Origin of the sequence: Pantoea septica, assembly GCF_002095575.1 — a bacterium.
Taxonomy (GTDB): domain Bacteria; phylum Pseudomonadota; class Gammaproteobacteria; order Enterobacterales; family Enterobacteriaceae; genus Pantoea; species Pantoea septica.
In genome coordinates this window covers 86,259-101,635 of sequence record NZ_MLJJ01000006.1, presented here as the reverse complement: position 1 = coordinate 101,635, position 15,377 = coordinate 86,259, and the positions used below count along the sequence as shown (strand labels likewise).

Below are 15,377 nucleotides of genomic sequence, written 5' to 3'. Positions count from 1 at the left end.
CACTCCTTTTTAAAATCAGCTTTTGGAGCTGGAGTTCGAGGTGTCGAACTGCTGCGTCAGGTAGCTGCTGGTCTGGTTAAGCGAACTCATCACCACGTCGAGCTGGGTAAACTGGGTTTTCAGACGCGTAATGGTGTCGTTGATACGATCGTTGACCGAGTTGTACTGGACGGTCAGGGCGTTAAGCGTCTTGCTGACGCCGTCGGTGGCCGACTGCACAATGCCGGTGCTGGAGAGCCAGCTGGTCAGGTTGCTGGAGACGGTGGTGGCGATGCCGGTGGTTTTGCCGTCGCCGATAATCATCTCTTTCACGTCCGACATATTGTTTTTCAGGCTTTTGCTCAGCTTGTCAGAGTCGACTTCCAGCTGCCCGGTGGTCGGGTTGGAGGTCACGCCGATCTGCGCCATGGTTTTGAAGGTCGAGGAGCTGGCGGCATTGGTCAGCAGGCTCTTCAGCTGGTTCTGAATGGTGCGCAAGGTGCTGTCGCCCAGCAGCGCGCCGTTGCTGCTGTCCTGCGAGTCCGCGCCCACATCCACCGCGGTATATTTGGTCAGGCTGGAAAAGGTGTCCTGCAGGGTGTTGTAGGCGGAGACCCAGCCGGTGATAGCGGCGTTGGCTTTGGTGGTATCGGAGGCGATCGTCAGCGTCTGGGTGCCGCTGGTGACGTCGCTGAGATTCAGCGTAATGCCTTCCAGCGCGTCGCTGATGGTGTTGCTGCTGCTCTCGATAGCGACGTTATTGACCGTCAGCTTGGCATTCTGCGCCGTGACGCTTTCGGTCATCCCATTACTGGTGGCGCTGGCGTCGTAGCCGACGATGCCCGCAAGCGTATCGTCGCCGGTGACTTTAATGGTGCTGACCGCTTTGCCTGAACCACTCTCATTCGCGCTCACCGAAAGACGGTAGCTGCCATCCCCAACCTTGATAATGCTGGCGGTAACGCCTGCGCTGGCGCCGTTGATCGCGTCGCGCATGCCGGTCAGCGAGGTCTGCGCGCTGGTCAGCGTAATATCTTTGCTGGATCCGTCCGCCAGCGCGATGCTCAGCGTGCGGCTGCTGGCCGAGCTGTCGCCCAGCGCGGCGGTGTTGCTGCTCTGTACCGCCGAGGTCAGGGTTTGCGCCTGCGCCAGCTGCGTCACGCTAATAGTGTACTTGCCTGCCGCGACGGTGCTGCCAGATGTGGTCGCGCTAAAGGCGCTGGAGGAGCTGGTGGCCGTCGTGGCGCTAAACAGGCTGGCGTTATTCAGCGTGGTGTTCGCTGTCTGAAAGGTGGTCAGCGCGCTTTTCAGCGTCGCGTAGGCGCTCAGTTTAGCGGTATAGGAGGACTGCTGTTTAGAAATCGGGGTCAGCGCGGCTTTTTCCGCCGTCTGCATACTGTCTAAGATATCGCTTAAGTTAAGGCCTGAACCGACACCCAGGTTAGTGATACTTGCCATGTTTGTTTCCTTATCATGTCGACACGGAGAGTGAATACCGGGGTTATCGGCTGCGAATAGGGAAAGTTTAAAGTTATTCATCACTGCGCGATAAAGCGAATAGCGTATATAGAGAAGGGTATTTCAACGGCTAGAAAGGAAGTGATTTTCTGCTAAAGAAGTGGCGGGCGAGGGCGATAAAGATAAGCGTGACAGGTTGAAGGAAAAAAATTTCACCTGGTACTAAAAAAATTCTAAAGGTTGTTTAAGGGCAGACGATAACAACTTTGACGGCGCTGAAGCCGGCGGGTTGAAGCCCACACCTTAACCGAAAGACTTGATTAACAGGAATATTTATCATGGCCCAAGTCATTAATACCAACAGCCTCTCGCTGATCACTCAGAACAACATCAACAAGAACCAGTCCGCTCTGTCTACCTCTATCGAGCGTCTGTCTTCTGGTCTTCGTATCAACAGCGCGAAAGATGACGCTGCGGGTCAGGCAATTGCCAACCGTTTCACCTCTAACATCAAGGGCCTGACTCAGGCGGCACGTAACGCCAACGACGGTATCTCTGCTGCGCAGACCACTGAAGGCGCGCTGTCAGAAATCAACAACAACTTGCAGCGTATCCGTGAACTGACCGTACAGGCGCAGAACGGCACCAACTCCGATTCTGACAAATCTTCAATTCAGGACGAAATCAAATCACGTCTGGACGAAATTGACCGTGTTTCTGGCACAACCCAGTTCAACGGCGTAAACGTACTGGCGAAAGACGGTTCAATGAAGATTCAGGTCGGTGCAAATGATGGTGAAACCATTTCAATCGATTTGAAGAAAATTGATTCATCAACTTTAGGTCTGAATACTTTCAACGTTACCGGACCAGTAAGTAAAACAGGAACCATGACTGGGCCTTCTGCCGCTAACCTGAAGTCCTACTATGGCGATACTACAAAGATCACGACAACTTCAGTAACTGAAGCTGCGACTGGTGACGATCTTGCAACCCGTCTTGGTGTTGCTGCTGGCAGCATTTCAATTGGTAGCACCGCCGTTGCGGATGATAATGGCAACCTGTTTGCCAAAGTCACCATCACGCCAGGTAGCGCTTCAGAGGTGAACAGCCTTAAAGCAAATGGCTTCGAAAGTGAATATGACTCAGCGTCTTCAACTGGTGTCGCAAAAGATTATTATATTGCTTTAGATCCTAAAGATGCTGACACGACTACTACTCCAACCACAGCAGCATTTAATCTGGATACCTCTAAGCTGAATCTGAGTAATATGGTTTCTGGTTCAACTACTGACCCACTGGCCAAGCTGGACGAAGCAATCGCCAGCGTAGACAAATTCCGTTCTTCACTGGGTGCGATTCAGAACCGTCTGGATTCAGCGGTCACTAACCTGAACAACACCACCACTAACCTGTCTGAAGCACAGTCTCGTATTCAGGATGCTGACTACGCGACCGAAGTTTCAAACATGTCTAAAGCGCAGATCATCCAGCAGGCGGGTAACTCCGTGTTGGCGAAAGCTAACCAGGTTCCGCAGCAGGTTCTGTCTCTGCTGCAGGGCTAATCACCCTCTGGTGAAATACCTGTAAACCCCGCTTCGGCGGGGTTTTTTTATGCCTGGGAAAAAGACAAAAAAGGCCCGATGTTATCTGCATTGCGGTCCCTGAACTGTTGATAGGCTGGTCGCTGTCATTGTGTTTTTGCCGTTTTAACGCCATCAGCAGGTAAGATCATGAAAGAGATTTCGGTAGTTGAACCGCTATTTTTCAGCGAATTTAAATGCGCCGGCAGCGCGTGCCTGGACCACTGCTGTAAAGGCTGGGATATCTATTTAGATAAGCCTACGGTCAACCGCTATTTGAAGAGCGGTGACATTACGGTGCGCCAGCTTGCGGAAGAAAATATTATCAAAACCAAAAAGAGTTTTGATAACTGGGGCACCATGAAGTTCTCCGCCAGTGGTAACTGCGGTTTTCTCGATGAGAACAGCCTGTGCAGCATCCACAAAAAAATGGGTGAAAAAGCGCTGAGCCCCACCTGTTCCAGCTATCCACGCTCGCAGAAGAAAACTAAATATGAGATCAGGAACAGCCTGACGCTCTCCTGCCCGGAAGCGGTAAAAGGCCTGCTGGCCAGCCCTGAGGCCATGCTGCTTAATGAAAAGAAAACTTTGCGTATTTCAGCGCTGGACGCGCCGGATGTCGATCAGGCGTCGCGATTTATCAATCTGATGTGCAGCAACCTGCTGCTGGCCAGCGGCGCTAACATTGAGCAGGGGCTTTACGGCATTGCGATGCTTTTTCTTTTTGCCGAGAAAACAGGCGACAGCGCGGATAAATACACCCGGCTTGAAGAGTACTTTTTCTCGGTGCTGAACCTGATCGAGCAGGGAGAAATGGCAGCGAATATCGACAGCATCAAGCCTGACTACCAGCTGCAGTGGGCGCTGCTGCTGCGTCTACAGGCCTACCTGGGCAGCCATAAGGCGATTCGCGGGTCGGCGACGCTTGTCCACTATGTGAATAAGCTGATTTACATCCAGAGCGATCTTGCTGAGGGCAATGACGTCACGGTATCGATGAAGCGTCTGGCGGCCGTCTGGCAGGATAAGCTGAAACCCTGGCTGGCGGAGCGCCCGCATATTATGGGCAATTATTTGCAGTACCGTATGTATCACGACGGCTTTCCTTCCCAAAGCGGGCAGAGCGCGCTCGCTAATCTCTATCTGCTGACGGCGGAATGGTTCCTGCTGAGATCGCTACTCTCAGCCAGCCTGGAGCTGGTGGGCACGATCGGTGAAAAAGACGTTATTAATATTATTTACAGCTACCACTCCGTGACGAAACACGATCAGATTTCCGATAAAGCTTTTATGCGTGAAATTGAAAAAAGCAAAGTTAACGACGATCTCTCGCTGCTTCATCTGCTGCGCTAAGTGAGGCAGGCGTACTGATTCGCTAAAACGGTACGCCTGACCTTCGCCGATCCTCTCTCCTGACGCCTGCACGTTGCCTGTTGCGTTACAGATCCCCGCGCGCCTGCCGATAACTCCCTACAGAACAACACACGCATCTGGTTTGATTTTTTTCTGGAGTGTCTATGCGCTTCAATTATGACTTGTTACCTGGCGAGCAGCTCACCTTCGACGAGATCGCGCTGCGTTACGCGCGGCAGCATCCCGACGAAAAGGCGCTGACCGTCCGCGGGTTGTTGAGCCCGTCCACCAGCTATCGCGCCTTGCGTATTCGCGCGGTGTTCGCCGGCGAAGAGAGCAACAGCCCGCTGGAGGATCTGCTGTTTATCTCCGACGACAACGAGCGCAAAAACTACCTGCGCCGGTTCGAGCATTACCTGAAGTCGCAGCAGCCCTTTGCCTATTTTCGCCGCAGCGGCGAGGCGTCGCGCGACAACCTCTGGCAGGTGATGGGCGAAAGCCGCGTCTACGCCATGCTCGATCCCCATTCCGCCGCCGCGCAGAACCTGCTCGCCAGCCGCGGCTATCAGCTGGCGCTGATGCGCGAGGATGAAAATGACGCCTGGTGGCAGCTCTTCGATCCCCAGGCGCGCCCCTGTTTTCCGCTCTCGCGTCCTGTCCAGTTCATCGTGGTGCTGAGCACGCCGCGGCATAAGGCGCCCACGGCGGTCATGCCGGGCATGGAGGTCGGACGACGGGTCAAAGAAGGCCTGTTTCAGCGCGCCAGCCAGGAGGCGTTTTTGACGGCCGTAAAAGCGCGCTACGGCGGCTGCGTTATCACCGGCACGCGCCTGACCGATCGCCCAGTCTGGCCCTGGGTAGAGGCCTGTCATATCGATACGCGGGAAAACAGCGAAGGCGGCCTTGCGGATAACAGCGTCGATAACGGACTGTTTTTGCGCAGCGATCTGCAGCGTCTGTTTCTTAACAAACTGATAAGCATCGATGGTGAATCCGGCAAGATACGCTTTCATCCCGACGTGGAAAACCGGCAAAGCATAAGCCCCTGTTATCAGGCCCTTGAAGGTCAGGTGTGCGCGTTATGGGACGCGGTGCCGCCCGCCACGCGGCAGCGCCTGTGCGCGTCAGATTAAGCGGCGTAATAAGAGCGGAGCGATCCGCTCTCTGACATAACAAAAATGAAATAACCTCGCTTTTGCCCGCCTATTCAGCCAATCGATCCCCCTACAGAATTGGATAATCCTGCCGATAACTTCATTAACGCAGGGTAGTCAACGTGAACGATTTCTATACCGCCGAAGGCGTGATGGATAAACATTCGCTCTGGCAGCGCTACGTGCCGCTGGTGCGCCATGAAGCGTTGCGTCTGCAGGTTCGCCTGCCAGCCAGCGTTGAGCTTGACGATCTGCTGCAGGCCGGTGGCATTGGCTTGCTGAACGCTGTAGAGCGTTACGACGCGCTGCAGGGAACGGCATTCACCACCTACGCCGTGCAGCGCATCCGGGGCGCAATGCTGGATGAGCTTCGCAGCCGGGACTGGGCGCCACGCAGCGTGCGGCGCAACGCGCGCGAAGTGGCGGGCGCGATGCACCAGGTCGAGCAGACGATGGGGCGTGCCGCCACCGAGCAGGAGGTAGCCGATCGGCTGAATGTTTCGATGGAAGAGTACCGGCAGATCCTGCTGGATACCAACAATAGCCAGCTTTTCTCCTACGACGAGTATCGGGAAGAACACGGCGACAGCGCGGAGCTGGTCACGGAAGGGCATGAAGAAGCCAACCCGTTGCATCAGCTGCTTGAAGGGAATCTGCGTGAACGCGTCATTGAAGCGATCGAAGCCTTACCCGATCGCGAAAAAATGGTGCTGACACTGTACTACCAGGAAGAACTGAACCTGAAAGAGATTGGAGCGGTACTCGACGTGGGAGAATCACGCGTCAGCCAACTGCACAGTCAGGCGATCAAACGCCTGCGTGCCCGACTTACGGGAGCGCGCTGACGGCCTCAGTTCCTGGCGATCTAAAAATAATAAAACCGGGGACTCAGCAATGGGAGCCAAATCCAAGGCCAGACCTTTAAGCCGTTATCTTAAAGACTACAAACACAGCCAGAGCCACTGTTCACACTGTGGCAAAGTACTGGACCGCATGGCGTTGGTCTTTCGCGGGCAGATCATCAATAAAGAGGCCATCGCGCGCATGGACCAAATGATTGATGAGCAGCTGTGGCTGAAATTACAGCCAGAACTGACCGCGCTGTGCCGTTTTTGTAGTGATATTTTTTGCAATACGCATCCTAATTACTTCGACATTATGGCATTCAAACAGTACCTGTTTGAGCAGACGGAAATGAGCCACAGCACTATCCGCGAATATGTGGTAAGGCTGCGTCGTCTGGACGATATGCTTAAGGCCAAAAATTTTCCGGCTGACCGTTTAAGCGGCAACAGCTGGCACGCGTGCCTGGAGAACGATCTGCCCGATGCGGGAAATAATAACTACCGCATCGCGCTGCGCAAATATGACCAGTTTTTGGGGTGGCAGCGCAGCTAGCTGCCGAAGCGCTGGCACTCTGAATCTTTCCGCTGAGGCGGAAGCGAGCCAGATAACGCCAGCAGCGCGTTAAGCAATCCGCCGCCGCGCGCTCGTCAGGCGGCGGATTGCTATGCAGGGCGCTAAGAGCTGCAGGGTCTGCGCCTGTGAGCGGGCGATTTTACATCAGGCTGCTCGACCGCCTTTTTTACGCGCGATGCTGGATGATCCTTGGCGCAACTTCTGCAACACTGTAAAGATTACCGTGACTGCCCTGGAGGCCGCATTGTCTTTATATCTCATTCATCAGTATCCCCGTCTGGAACTGCTCGGCGCGCCCACGCCGCTTGAGCATCTGCCGCGCCTCTCCGACTACGTTGGCCGCGATATCTTTATCAAACGTGACGATGTCACGCCCATCGCCCTGGGCGGCAACAAACTGCGCAAGCTGGAGTTCCTGGCGGCGGATGCGCTGCGCGAAGGCGCCGATGTCCTGCTGACGGCGGGCGCCATCCAGTCCAACCACGTGCGTCAGACCGCCGCCGTTGCCGCGAAGCTCGGCATAAAGTGCATTGCGCTGCTGGAAAACCCGATTCACACCCAGGCGGAAAATTACCTCAGCAACGGCAACCGGCTGCTGCTGGATCTGTTCGACTGCGAAATCGAGCTGGTGGACGCGCTGGACAATCCGGCGGCGCAGCTTGCGGTGCAGGCGGAACGCCTGGAGGCGCAGGGCTTTCGTCCCTATGTGGTGCCGATCGGCGGTTCGAACTGGCTCGGCGCGCTCGGCTATATCGACTGCGCGCAGGAGATTGCGCACCAGAGCGAAGGCGTGGTTGACTACGCCGCGGTCGTGGTCGCATCCGGCAGCGCCGGCACCCATGCCGGACTGGCGGTCGGCCTTGAGCAGCTGCTGCCGGAAACAGAGGTGATCGGCGTCACCGTCTCGCGCCATGCGGAGCAGCAGCTGCCGGTGGTGGATAGCCTGCGGCAGCAGCTGATCGCTAAACTGGAGTTGACCAGCACGGCCCCCGTGACCCTGTGGGACGATTACTTCGGCCCGCGCTACGGCGAGCCGAACCAGGAGGGAATGGAGGCGGTGAAGCTGCTGGCGCGGCTGGAAGGCATCCTGCTCGATCCGGTTTACACCGGCAAAGCGATGGCGGGCCTGCTCGACGGCATCAGCCAGAACCGTTTCCGCCGCGAAGGGCCGCTGCTGTTCGTCCACACCGGCGGTGCGCCAGCGTTATTTGCTTATCATCCTTCGGTCTGAGCAGCTGGCAAAAAAACGTTTATACTTCGCGGGTTATTAGAGCAGTACTGGGCGGCGCGCAGGCGCGGCCTGACAACACACACATCACATACTAATAAATGGGGTAGATATGATTTTTTCTCGTGTTGGTCGCCATCTGGCGATGGGCGTGATGGCGGCGGCGCTGATTGCCGGCGTTAACCTGAAAACGCACGCGGCGGAAAACCTGCTGGCGCAGGTCAAAGACAAGGGCGAGCTGCGCGTCGGCCTGGAAGGCACCTATCCGCCGTTCAGCTTTCAGGATGAGAGCGGCAAGCTGACAGGATTCGAAGTGGAGTTCGCGCAGCAGCTGGCGCAGCACCTGGGCGTGAAGGCCAAACTGCAGCCGACCAAATGGGACGGCATGCTGGCGTCGCTGGACTCAAAACGCATCGACGTGGTGATCAATCAGGTGACCATCTCCGACGAGCGCAAGAAGAAGTATGACTTCTCTACGCCGTACACCATCTCTGGCGTGCAGGCGCTGACGATGAAAGCGAAAGCGGGCACCATCAGCAAGCCGGAAGATCTGGCAGGCAAAAAAGTCGGCGTCGGCCTGGGCTCGAACTACGAGCAGTGGCTGCGCGACAATGTTAAAGGTGTCGATATCCGTACCTATGACGACGACCCGACCAAATATCAGGACCTGCGCTCTGGCCGTCTTGATGCGATTCTGGTGGATCGTCTGGCCGCGCTGGATCTGGTGAAGAAAACCGGCAATACCATGGCTGTGGCAGGCGCGCCGTTCTCACGTCTTGAGTCAGGCGTCGCGCTGCGCAAAGGCAACGACGATCTGCTTAACGCCGTCAATCAGGCGATCGCCGCCATGCAGAAAGATGGTTCGCTGGCCAAACTCTCCGAAAAATGGTTCGGCGCGGATGTGACTAAGTAATGCAGGAAAGTCTTCAACTGGTGCTGGATTCAGCACCTTTTTTATTAAAAGGCGCGCTCTTTACGCTACAGCTCAGTATCGGCGGCATGTTTTTCGGGCTGGTGCTGGGCTTTGTGCTGGCGCTGATGCGGCTGTCGCGTTTCTGGCCCGTTAGCCTGCTTTCCCGCTTTTACGTGTCGGTGTTTCGCGGCACGCCGCTGATTGCGCAGCTGTTTATGATTTACTACGGCCTGCCGCAGTTCGGTATCGAGCTCGATCCCATTCCCTCCGCCATGATTGGACTGTCGCTGAATACCGCCGCCTACGCGTCGGAGTCGCTGCGCGGCGCGATTGCGGCTATTGAGCGCGGGCAGTGGGAAGCGGCGGCGAGTATCGGCATGACCCGCTGGCAGACGCTGCGCCGCGTCATTTTGCCTCAGGCGGCGCGCACGGCGCTGCCGCCGCTCGGCAACAGCTTTATCAGCCTGGTGAAAGATACCTCGCTGGCGGCAACCATTCAGGTGCCGGAGCTGTTCCGTCAGGCGCAGCTGATTACCTCTCGCACGCTGGAGGTCTTCACCATGTACCTGGCGGCGTCGCTGATCTACTGGGTCATGGCGACCCTGCTGTCGGCGCTGCAAAACCGGCTGGAAAAACGGGTTAATCGTCAGGATGAGGAGGCGAAATGAGCGCCATCGAAATCAGCAAGCTGGTGAAAACCTTCAATGGCCAGACGGTGCTGCACGGCATCGACCTTGAGGTGGCTTCCGGCGAAGTGGTGGCGATTATCGGCCCCAGCGGCTCGGGTAAAACCACGCTGCTGCGCTGCATCAACCTGCTGGAAACGCCGGACAGCGGCACCATCAAGGTAGGCGAGATCGCTATCGACGCCAGGCTGGCGCAGACCAGGCAGAAAGAGCAGGTGCGCCAGCTGCGCCAGCAGGTCGGCTTTGTGTTCCAGAACTTCAATCTGTTTCCCCACCGCTCGGTGCTGGAAAACATTATTGAAGGGCCGGTGATCGTCAAAGGCGAACCGAAAGGGGAAGCCGAAGCGCGTGCGCGTGCGCTGCTGGAGAAAGTGGGGCTGCAGGGCAGAGAGAGCAGTTTCCCGCGTCGGCTCTCCGGCGGCCAGCAGCAGCGCGTTGCTATCGCGCGTGCGCTGGCGATGCGTCCGCAGGTCATCCTGTTTGACGAGCCGACGTCGGCGCTCGATCCCGAGCTGGTGGGCGAGGTGCTCAACACCATTCGCGCGCTGGCTCAGGAGAAGCGCACCATGGTCATCGTTACCCATGAGATGAGCTTTGCCCGCGACGTAGCGGATCGGGCGATTTTTATGGATCAGGGGCGCATCGTGGAGCAGGGCGCGGCGAAAGCGCTGTTCAGCAATCCCCAGCAGGCGCGTACCCGGCAGTTCCTCGATAAATTCCTCAACCAGTAATAAATACGCCTCTTCGGAGGCGTATTCCCTTTTTCTGCTGCGCGCGAGCCGCACAAGCAATCTATTATCTTATTCGCCCTACCACAGCTAATTATTTATGCTTAAACAATTTGGGGCAAAATATTTTAATATTTTCACGCGCATCAAACATTCTCTGGTTTTACCGCTTCAGGTTTACTCCTATTTACCTGAGCAAATAACGGTTGCCGGCCTGACACGCTTTTTCCGCTTAGTCGTTAACAGCTAACAAAAAAGCCCTGCCCGAGAGGAATGTAAAGAAAAAACGAAACGCGTAAAGCCTTGTTAATTCAGGGCCAGCTTAATACTTTTAAGACTTTCGCTAGAGTCAGCGGCAGGGGAATGGCGAATAATCGCCAGATAATCCTAAAAGTATCATGTCGTTTTTTCTCTTTTCCTCTTTAGTTTCTGACCTACACAGCAGGAGTCAAATCATGAACAACGCTAAGTCAGATGAAATATCGTGGGTCAATACCCTTAAGGGGGCCTGCATATTGCTGGTCGTGCTGTATCACACCGTGCTGCCGGGCTTTGAAGGCACGCTGAAATATCTCTCCGCAGGCTGGATCCCGGCGGAAATGTGGGTGCAGTTTAATACCGTGCTGTCGCCGTTGCGTATGCCCGCCTTTTTCTTTGTCTCCGGCCTGCTGGCCACTAACGGCATTCTTAATCGCCCCTGGAAACAGGTTTTCACCAGCCGTATTACTAATCTCTTTTATCTCTACATTCTGTGGGGCTTTATTCAGTGGTGGTCGATTGTCGGCATCTCGACTGAAATCACCGGCCAGCGTATTTCTCAAAATCTTAACGCCGCCTATGCCGGGTCGCTGCTTGAATTTTTAAAGCTGACTTTTCTGGCGATGAGCACCTCCTGGTATCTCTACGGGCTTGGCTTATATTTCCTTTGCGCCAAAATATTTCGCCAGCATAAAGTGGCCCTGCTGGCGGTCGCCGTGCTGCTGAATTACCTTGCGGTAGAGAAGATTATTCCCTTCTGGGGCCCGCAGAGCGTGGCGCAATATTTCCTGTTCTTCCTGCTGGGCGTATTCTGGAGCCCGATGATGCTGCGGCTGAGCGAATGGCGCCGTGAAAATATGGTGCCCTGGGCGATACTGGCGGCGCTGGCGGGCATCCACGTTATTTTCGGCCTCGATAAGAGCCTGTTTATGTGCATTATCGCGGTGCTGGGAAGCGTGGCGGCCTGCCGCTGGCTCAATCAGCATTTCAGCATGAGCTACATGAACTGGATAGGGCGCAACACGCTGCAGATTTACGTGATCCACCGTATCTTTATCGAGTTCTTCGGCATGTCGGCGATTCTGTTCGCTCAGCGGCATCACCTGTTCGAGCACGCCTGGTTCTCGTTTCTGTGGGCCTGCCTCTATCCGGTGGCGATAGTGGGTCTCTGTTCGCTCTGCTCGGTGGCGGTGTGGTCGGTGACCAATCGCGGTCTGGGGCAGTCGCTGTTTATCTTCCCGACGCTGATCGGCCTGAAACGCGCCCGTTCCGCCGCCTGAAAAAAAGCCCCGCGCAGGCGGGGCTGATCCAATGCGCGGCAGCGGGCGGTAAACCCGCTGCTGGCTTAGTTTTTCACGCGACTGGCGAAGCTTTTACGCAGCTTCTGCAGCTTCGGCGGAATGACCGCCATGCAGTAGCCGTTGCGCTGGCCTGCGCCTTCCCAGTAATCCTGATGATAGGCCTCGGCGGGATACCACTCTTTCAGCGGCTCAATGGTGGTGACCACCGGATCCTGATGGTCCTGCTGCGCGCGCGCAATAGCGGCGACCGCCTCTGCTTCCTGCTCCGGGGTGGCCGGGAAGATGGCGGAGCGGTACTGCGTGCCGATGTCGTTGCCCTGGCGGTTAAGCTGCGTCGGATCGTGGGTGGCGAAGCTGATATCCAGCAGATCGCCGTAGCTCACTTTTTCCGGATCGAATCCGATGCGAATCGCTTCCGCATGACCGGTTGCGCCGCTGCAGACCTGCTCATAGGTCGGATTCGGACGCGCGCCGCCGGTATAGCCGCTTTCAACCGACTCCACGCCGATCACATCTTTAAAAACCGCTTCGGTACACCAGAAACAGCCGCCTGCGATCACTGCGTATTCGATTGCCATAATGCTTAACTCCTGTCGAGGTCGAGTATGAGAGAGTAGGGACGGCTGCGCGCCTTTTCAACCCGCGCAGGGCAAGAATGGCCGATGAGAGGCTAAATCAGCATCTCAGGTTTAAACTGACCGCTGCGATCCAGCACCCGGTCGCCCATAATGGTAAAGCGGCCTTCGCCGGTGTAGTGCAGCGTCGGCGGAAATTCCGGCTCGTCGGCGACGTGGGCTTTAACGATCTCGAAAATAAACAGGTTGTAGTTATCCACCATCGAATCGTCATAGAGCTGGCACTCAAAGCTGGCGAAGCACTCGTTAATCAGCGGAGCGTTTACTACGCTGGCCGGCTCTGCGGTGAGGCCAAACGCGTCGAACTTATCCAGCTTGTCGCCGTGGCTGTTGCCAATAGCCACGACCTTATCGATCAAATCTGCCGAGGGAACGTTCAGCACGCACTGCCCGCTGTCGCGGATCAGCGCGTGACTGTGGTTCATGCTGGAAATCATGCAGCCGACAAGCGACGGCGAAAACTCCAGCACCGTATGCCAGCCAAGCGTCATGATGTCGCTGTGGGCTTCGAACTGCGAGCTGAGCAGCAGCACCGGGCCGGGCTCGAGATATTTACGCGCCTTGCTGACCGGAAAGGCGGTTTTGTGCAGACGTTGACTCATGGCATCTCCTTGTTTCGGGGCGATGCCTTTAAGTGTAGAAGCTACAGGTCGATCACCAGCGCTTTACTGCGGCTGCGCGAGCAGCAGAGCGCGATTTGTTGAAGCGGCGCAGACTTTTCCGTCTCAGTCTGAACGGTGTCGCGATGGTCCGGCTCGCCGGATACCACCGGCGTAAGGCAGGCGCCGCACAGCCCCATCTCGCAGGAGAGCGGCACCTCGACGCCGTTCTCCAGCAGCACGCGGGCGATGGTTTTATCCGCAGGCACCGGCCAGCTGGCGCCGGAAGAGGCCAGAGTGACGGTAAAGCTCTCATCGTCACCCTGCGCCGCCGTCGGCGCCGCGGCGCTAAAGGCTTCCGTATGCAGCTGCTCAGCACTGAAGCCGAGCGCCTGCGCCTGCTGCTGCAGGTGTGCCATAAAGCCCTGCGGCCCGCAGAGGTAGAGATGCGTTCCCGGCTCAGGCTTGCGCAGCGCCTCGGGCAGATGCCGGCGCGGGCTCTGCCCTTCGGCGCTACAGAGGATCTCGCCGTAGCCGTGGCGGAACGGCTGCAGCAGCTGGCGCGTCAGGGCGGCATCCTGACGCTGCTTCACATAATAGTGCAGCGAAAAGGGCACGGCGTCCGCCTCAAGCTGCGCCGCCATCGCCAGCAGCGGCGTTAAACCGATACCGGCGGCGATAAGCACCACGCGCTGCGCTGCCACCAGCGGAAACAGGTTGCGCGGCGCGGAAATAGTCAGCTGCTGGCCTAACCGCAGCTGCTGATGGATATAGCGCGAGCCGCCGCGCGAGTCGGCGGCCAGCCCGACGCAGATCAGATAGCGATCCTGGCGCAGCGGCGAACCGGTCAGCGAATACTGCCGCATCATGCCGTTGCCCAGGTGCAGATCGATATGCGCGCCCGCTTCCCAGCGCGGCAGCGGTTGGCCGTCGTCGCGCACCAGGCTCAGCGCCACGGCGTGGCGTCCCTGACGCGACAAACCATCGATAGTTACCGTAAAAGTCGTCATCTTATTCTCCTCGCTACACCAGGAAGAAGTCGCCGTAGCCCTGCTTTTTCAGTCCGCGACGGTAGGCGATAGAGCTGCGGTCGGCGGGAATATGCGCCTCCAGCGTCAGATCGAGCGGCAGGCGTTCCGGCATCTGCGTCTCCACCATCAGCCGATCTTCCTCGAACACCCGATGGTTAAAGGCGTGCACCTCCTCGACCGGAATATGCAGGTCGAAGTTACGCGCGATGGGCGCGAACATCCGCGTTTTACGCGCCGAGACCGGCGAGGCGGCGTTCATAATCACTAAGCGCGCGGCATCGGGGAAATGCACCGTCAGCGTGGCGGTAAAGGGAAGATGCATCTCAAAATGGCGCAGCCACTGGAAGCCCTCCGGCGCCTGCCGATCGGAGCCCGCCGCGAAGTTGGAAACCGAGCTCCAGTAATCCACCGTAAAGCCATACTCCGTCTCGACCGGGTTGTAGGGCGGCACCTCCTGATTGCCGGGATCGGCGAAGGTTTCGCTGTGCACCCAGGCGAAATGGGCGACGTCGAGAAATCCTTCTACCTGGCGTCCGGCAAAGCCGGCGACGTCGAAAGGAGGACAGGTGATCTGCTGAAAGCCGGCGTCCTCCCAGTGCGGCATCTGCGGCAGCGCGGCGGGGTTATCCGCATCCGGCGCGAGGCAGACCCATACCAGCCCAAAGCGTACTTCCACGGGAAAGTTAATGAGATTGAGCTTGGCGGGTACCGGCTGGTTGGGGCTGGAGGGAATGCGGTTACAGCGGCCATCCTCGCCGAAACGCAGTCCATGGTAGGGGCAGATAATGCCGTGCTCGTCGTGAAAGCCGAGCGTCAGCGGCACGCCGCGGTGCGGGCAGACATCTTTCGCGGCGACGATCTGCTCATTAATGCGGTAGATCACCAGCTGCTCGTCAAGCAGCACCGCTTTCATCGGCGCGGGGCCCACGTCGCACAGACGCGCTACGGGATGCCAGCAGCGCGCCAGCCGCAGCCAGTCGTCAGGTTCAAAGGTGCAATGGGCGGGAGGCGAGGGTTGTTTCATGGCGATTACCTGTCTGAGGCGCAAGGGA

At 57.2% G+C, this 15,377-nt stretch carries 15 protein-coding genes; 10 read left to right on the top strand and 5 right to left on the bottom strand.

Features of this window, described 5'->3' with window-relative positions:
- Positions 1-15: 15 nt before the first annotated feature.
- Positions 16-1,437, bottom strand: coding sequence for a flagellar filament capping protein FliD (fliD, locus tag HA46_RS04850; RefSeq protein ID WP_084882374.1), 1,422 nt, complete (start codon positions 1,435-1,437; stop codon positions 16-18).
- A 338-nt stretch (positions 1,438-1,775) separates the two neighbouring features.
- Between fliD and HA46_RS04845 the strand changes: the two genes are divergently transcribed.
- The 10 genes from HA46_RS04845 to HA46_RS04800 all read left to right on the top strand — a co-directional run bounded on the left by HA46_RS04845 (position 1,776) and on the right by HA46_RS04800 (position 12,039).
- Positions 1,776-3,002: a FliC/FljB family flagellin gene (locus HA46_RS04845; protein WP_084882371.1), complete on the top strand. Its 1,227-nt coding sequence runs from the start codon at positions 1,776-1,778 to the stop codon at positions 3,000-3,002.
- A gap of 168 nt (positions 3,003-3,170) precedes the next feature.
- Entirely contained in the window at positions 3,171-4,373 is a 1,203-nt protein-coding gene (gene fliB / locus HA46_RS04840) for a flagellin lysine-N-methylase (protein WP_084882368.1), read from the top strand.
- A 164-nt stretch (positions 4,374-4,537) separates the two neighbouring features.
- Entirely contained in the window at positions 4,538-5,506 is a 969-nt protein-coding gene (locus tag HA46_RS04835) for an HNH endonuclease signature motif containing protein (protein WP_084882366.1), read from the top strand.
- Between the two features lie 143 nt (positions 5,507-5,649).
- On the top strand, positions 5,650-6,372 hold the full coding sequence (locus HA46_RS04830; protein ID WP_033749775.1) for an RNA polymerase sigma factor FliA: 723 nt from the start codon (positions 5,650-5,652) through the stop codon (positions 6,370-6,372).
- A gap of 49 nt (positions 6,373-6,421) precedes the next feature.
- Positions 6,422-6,925: a flagella biosynthesis regulatory protein FliZ gene (gene fliZ, locus HA46_RS04825; RefSeq protein WP_033749773.1), complete on the top strand. Its 504-nt coding sequence runs from the start codon at positions 6,422-6,424 to the stop codon at positions 6,923-6,925.
- 265 nt (positions 6,926-7,190) lie between these two features.
- Positions 7,191-8,177 carry a D-cysteine desulfhydrase gene (locus HA46_RS04820; RefSeq protein ID WP_084882490.1) on the top strand — a complete coding sequence of 329 codons (987 nt, stop codon included), beginning with the start codon at positions 7,191-7,193 and terminating at the stop codon, positions 8,175-8,177.
- A gap of 109 nt (positions 8,178-8,286) precedes the next feature.
- Entirely contained in the window at positions 8,287-9,087 is an 801-nt protein-coding gene (tcyJ, locus tag HA46_RS04815; protein WP_033791339.1) for a cystine ABC transporter substrate-binding protein, read from the top strand.
- Positions 9,087-9,755 carry a cystine ABC transporter permease gene (tcyL, locus tag HA46_RS04810; protein WP_033749769.1) on the top strand — a complete coding sequence of 223 codons (669 nt, stop codon included), beginning with the start codon at positions 9,087-9,089 and terminating at the stop codon, positions 9,753-9,755. The genes tcyJ and tcyL overlap by 1 nt, the downstream gene beginning before the upstream one ends.
- Positions 9,752-10,504, top strand: coding sequence for an L-cystine ABC transporter ATP-binding protein TcyN (gene tcyN, locus HA46_RS04805; protein WP_033791338.1), 753 nt, complete (start codon positions 9,752-9,754; stop codon positions 10,502-10,504). The genes tcyL and tcyN overlap by 4 nt, the downstream gene beginning before the upstream one ends.
- 452 nt (positions 10,505-10,956) lie before the next feature.
- Positions 10,957-12,039, top strand: a complete 1,083-nt coding sequence (locus HA46_RS04800; protein ID WP_033791337.1) for an acyltransferase family protein — start codon at positions 10,957-10,959, stop codon at positions 12,037-12,039.
- A 65-nt stretch (positions 12,040-12,104) separates the two neighbouring features.
- Here HA46_RS04800 and msrA read toward each other — a convergent pair whose 3' ends face one another.
- The 4 genes from msrA to hpxD all read right to left on the bottom strand — a co-directional run bounded on the left by msrA (position 12,105) and on the right by hpxD (position 15,349).
- Positions 12,105-12,638, bottom strand: coding sequence for a peptide-methionine (S)-S-oxide reductase MsrA (msrA, locus tag HA46_RS04795; RefSeq protein WP_084882364.1), 534 nt, complete (start codon positions 12,636-12,638; stop codon positions 12,105-12,107).
- A 92-nt stretch (positions 12,639-12,730) separates the two neighbouring features.
- Positions 12,731-13,297 carry a flavin reductase family protein gene (locus HA46_RS04790; protein WP_033791335.1) on the bottom strand — a complete coding sequence of 189 codons (567 nt, stop codon included), beginning with the start codon at positions 13,295-13,297 and terminating at the stop codon, positions 12,731-12,733.
- A 41-nt stretch (positions 13,298-13,338) separates the two neighbouring features.
- Positions 13,339-14,304: a PDR/VanB family oxidoreductase gene (locus HA46_RS04785; protein ID WP_084882361.1), complete on the bottom strand. Its 966-nt coding sequence runs from the start codon at positions 14,302-14,304 to the stop codon at positions 13,339-13,341.
- A gap of 13 nt (positions 14,305-14,317) precedes the next feature.
- Positions 14,318-15,349 (bottom strand): molybdenum cofactor-independent xanthine hydroxylase subunit HpxD, encoded by a 1,032-nt coding sequence (hpxD, locus tag HA46_RS04780; RefSeq protein WP_084882358.1) that lies wholly within the window; start codon positions 15,347-15,349, stop codon positions 14,318-14,320.
- Positions 15,350-15,377 lie beyond the last annotated feature (28 nt).

What these genes read in the sequence shown, in the direction of transcription:
- HA46_RS04835 (WP_084882366.1), top strand. Translation starts at nt 4,538, where the DNA reads ATGCGCTTCAATTATGACTTGTTACCTGGCGAGCAGCTCACCTTCGAC.
- HA46_RS04800 (WP_033791337.1), top strand. Translation starts at nt 10,957, where the DNA reads ATGAACAACGCTAAGTCAGATGAAATATCGTGGGTCAATACCCTTAAG.
- fliZ (WP_033749773.1), top strand. Translation starts at nt 6,422, where the DNA reads ATGGGAGCCAAATCCAAGGCCAGACCTTTAAGCCGTTATCTTAAAGAC.
- HA46_RS04790 (WP_033791335.1), bottom strand. Translation starts at nt 13,297, where the DNA reads ATGAGTCAACGTCTGCACAAAACCGCCTTTCCGGTCAGCAAGGCGCGT.
- tcyJ (WP_033791339.1), top strand. Translation starts at nt 8,287, where the DNA reads ATGATTTTTTCTCGTGTTGGTCGCCATCTGGCGATGGGCGTGATGGCG.
- tcyL (WP_033749769.1), top strand. Translation starts at nt 9,087, where the DNA reads ATGCAGGAAAGTCTTCAACTGGTGCTGGATTCAGCACCTTTTTTATTA.
- HA46_RS04845 (WP_084882371.1), top strand. Translation starts at nt 1,776, where the DNA reads ATGGCCCAAGTCATTAATACCAACAGCCTCTCGCTGATCACTCAGAAC.
- fliB (WP_084882368.1), top strand. Translation starts at nt 3,171, where the DNA reads ATGAAAGAGATTTCGGTAGTTGAACCGCTATTTTTCAGCGAATTTAAA.
- hpxD (WP_084882358.1), bottom strand. Translation starts at nt 15,349, where the DNA reads ATGAAACAACCCTCGCCTCCCGCCCATTGCACCTTTGAACCTGACGAC.
- HA46_RS04785 (WP_084882361.1), bottom strand. Translation starts at nt 14,304, where the DNA reads ATGACGACTTTTACGGTAACTATCGATGGTTTGTCGCGTCAGGGACGC.
- fliD (WP_084882374.1), bottom strand. Translation starts at nt 1,437, where the DNA reads ATGGCAAGTATCACTAACCTGGGTGTCGGTTCAGGCCTTAACTTAAGC.
- tcyN (WP_033791338.1), top strand. Translation starts at nt 9,752, where the DNA reads ATGAGCGCCATCGAAATCAGCAAGCTGGTGAAAACCTTCAATGGCCAG.
- msrA (WP_084882364.1), bottom strand. Translation starts at nt 12,638, where the DNA reads ATGGCAATCGAATACGCAGTGATCGCAGGCGGCTGTTTCTGGTGTACC.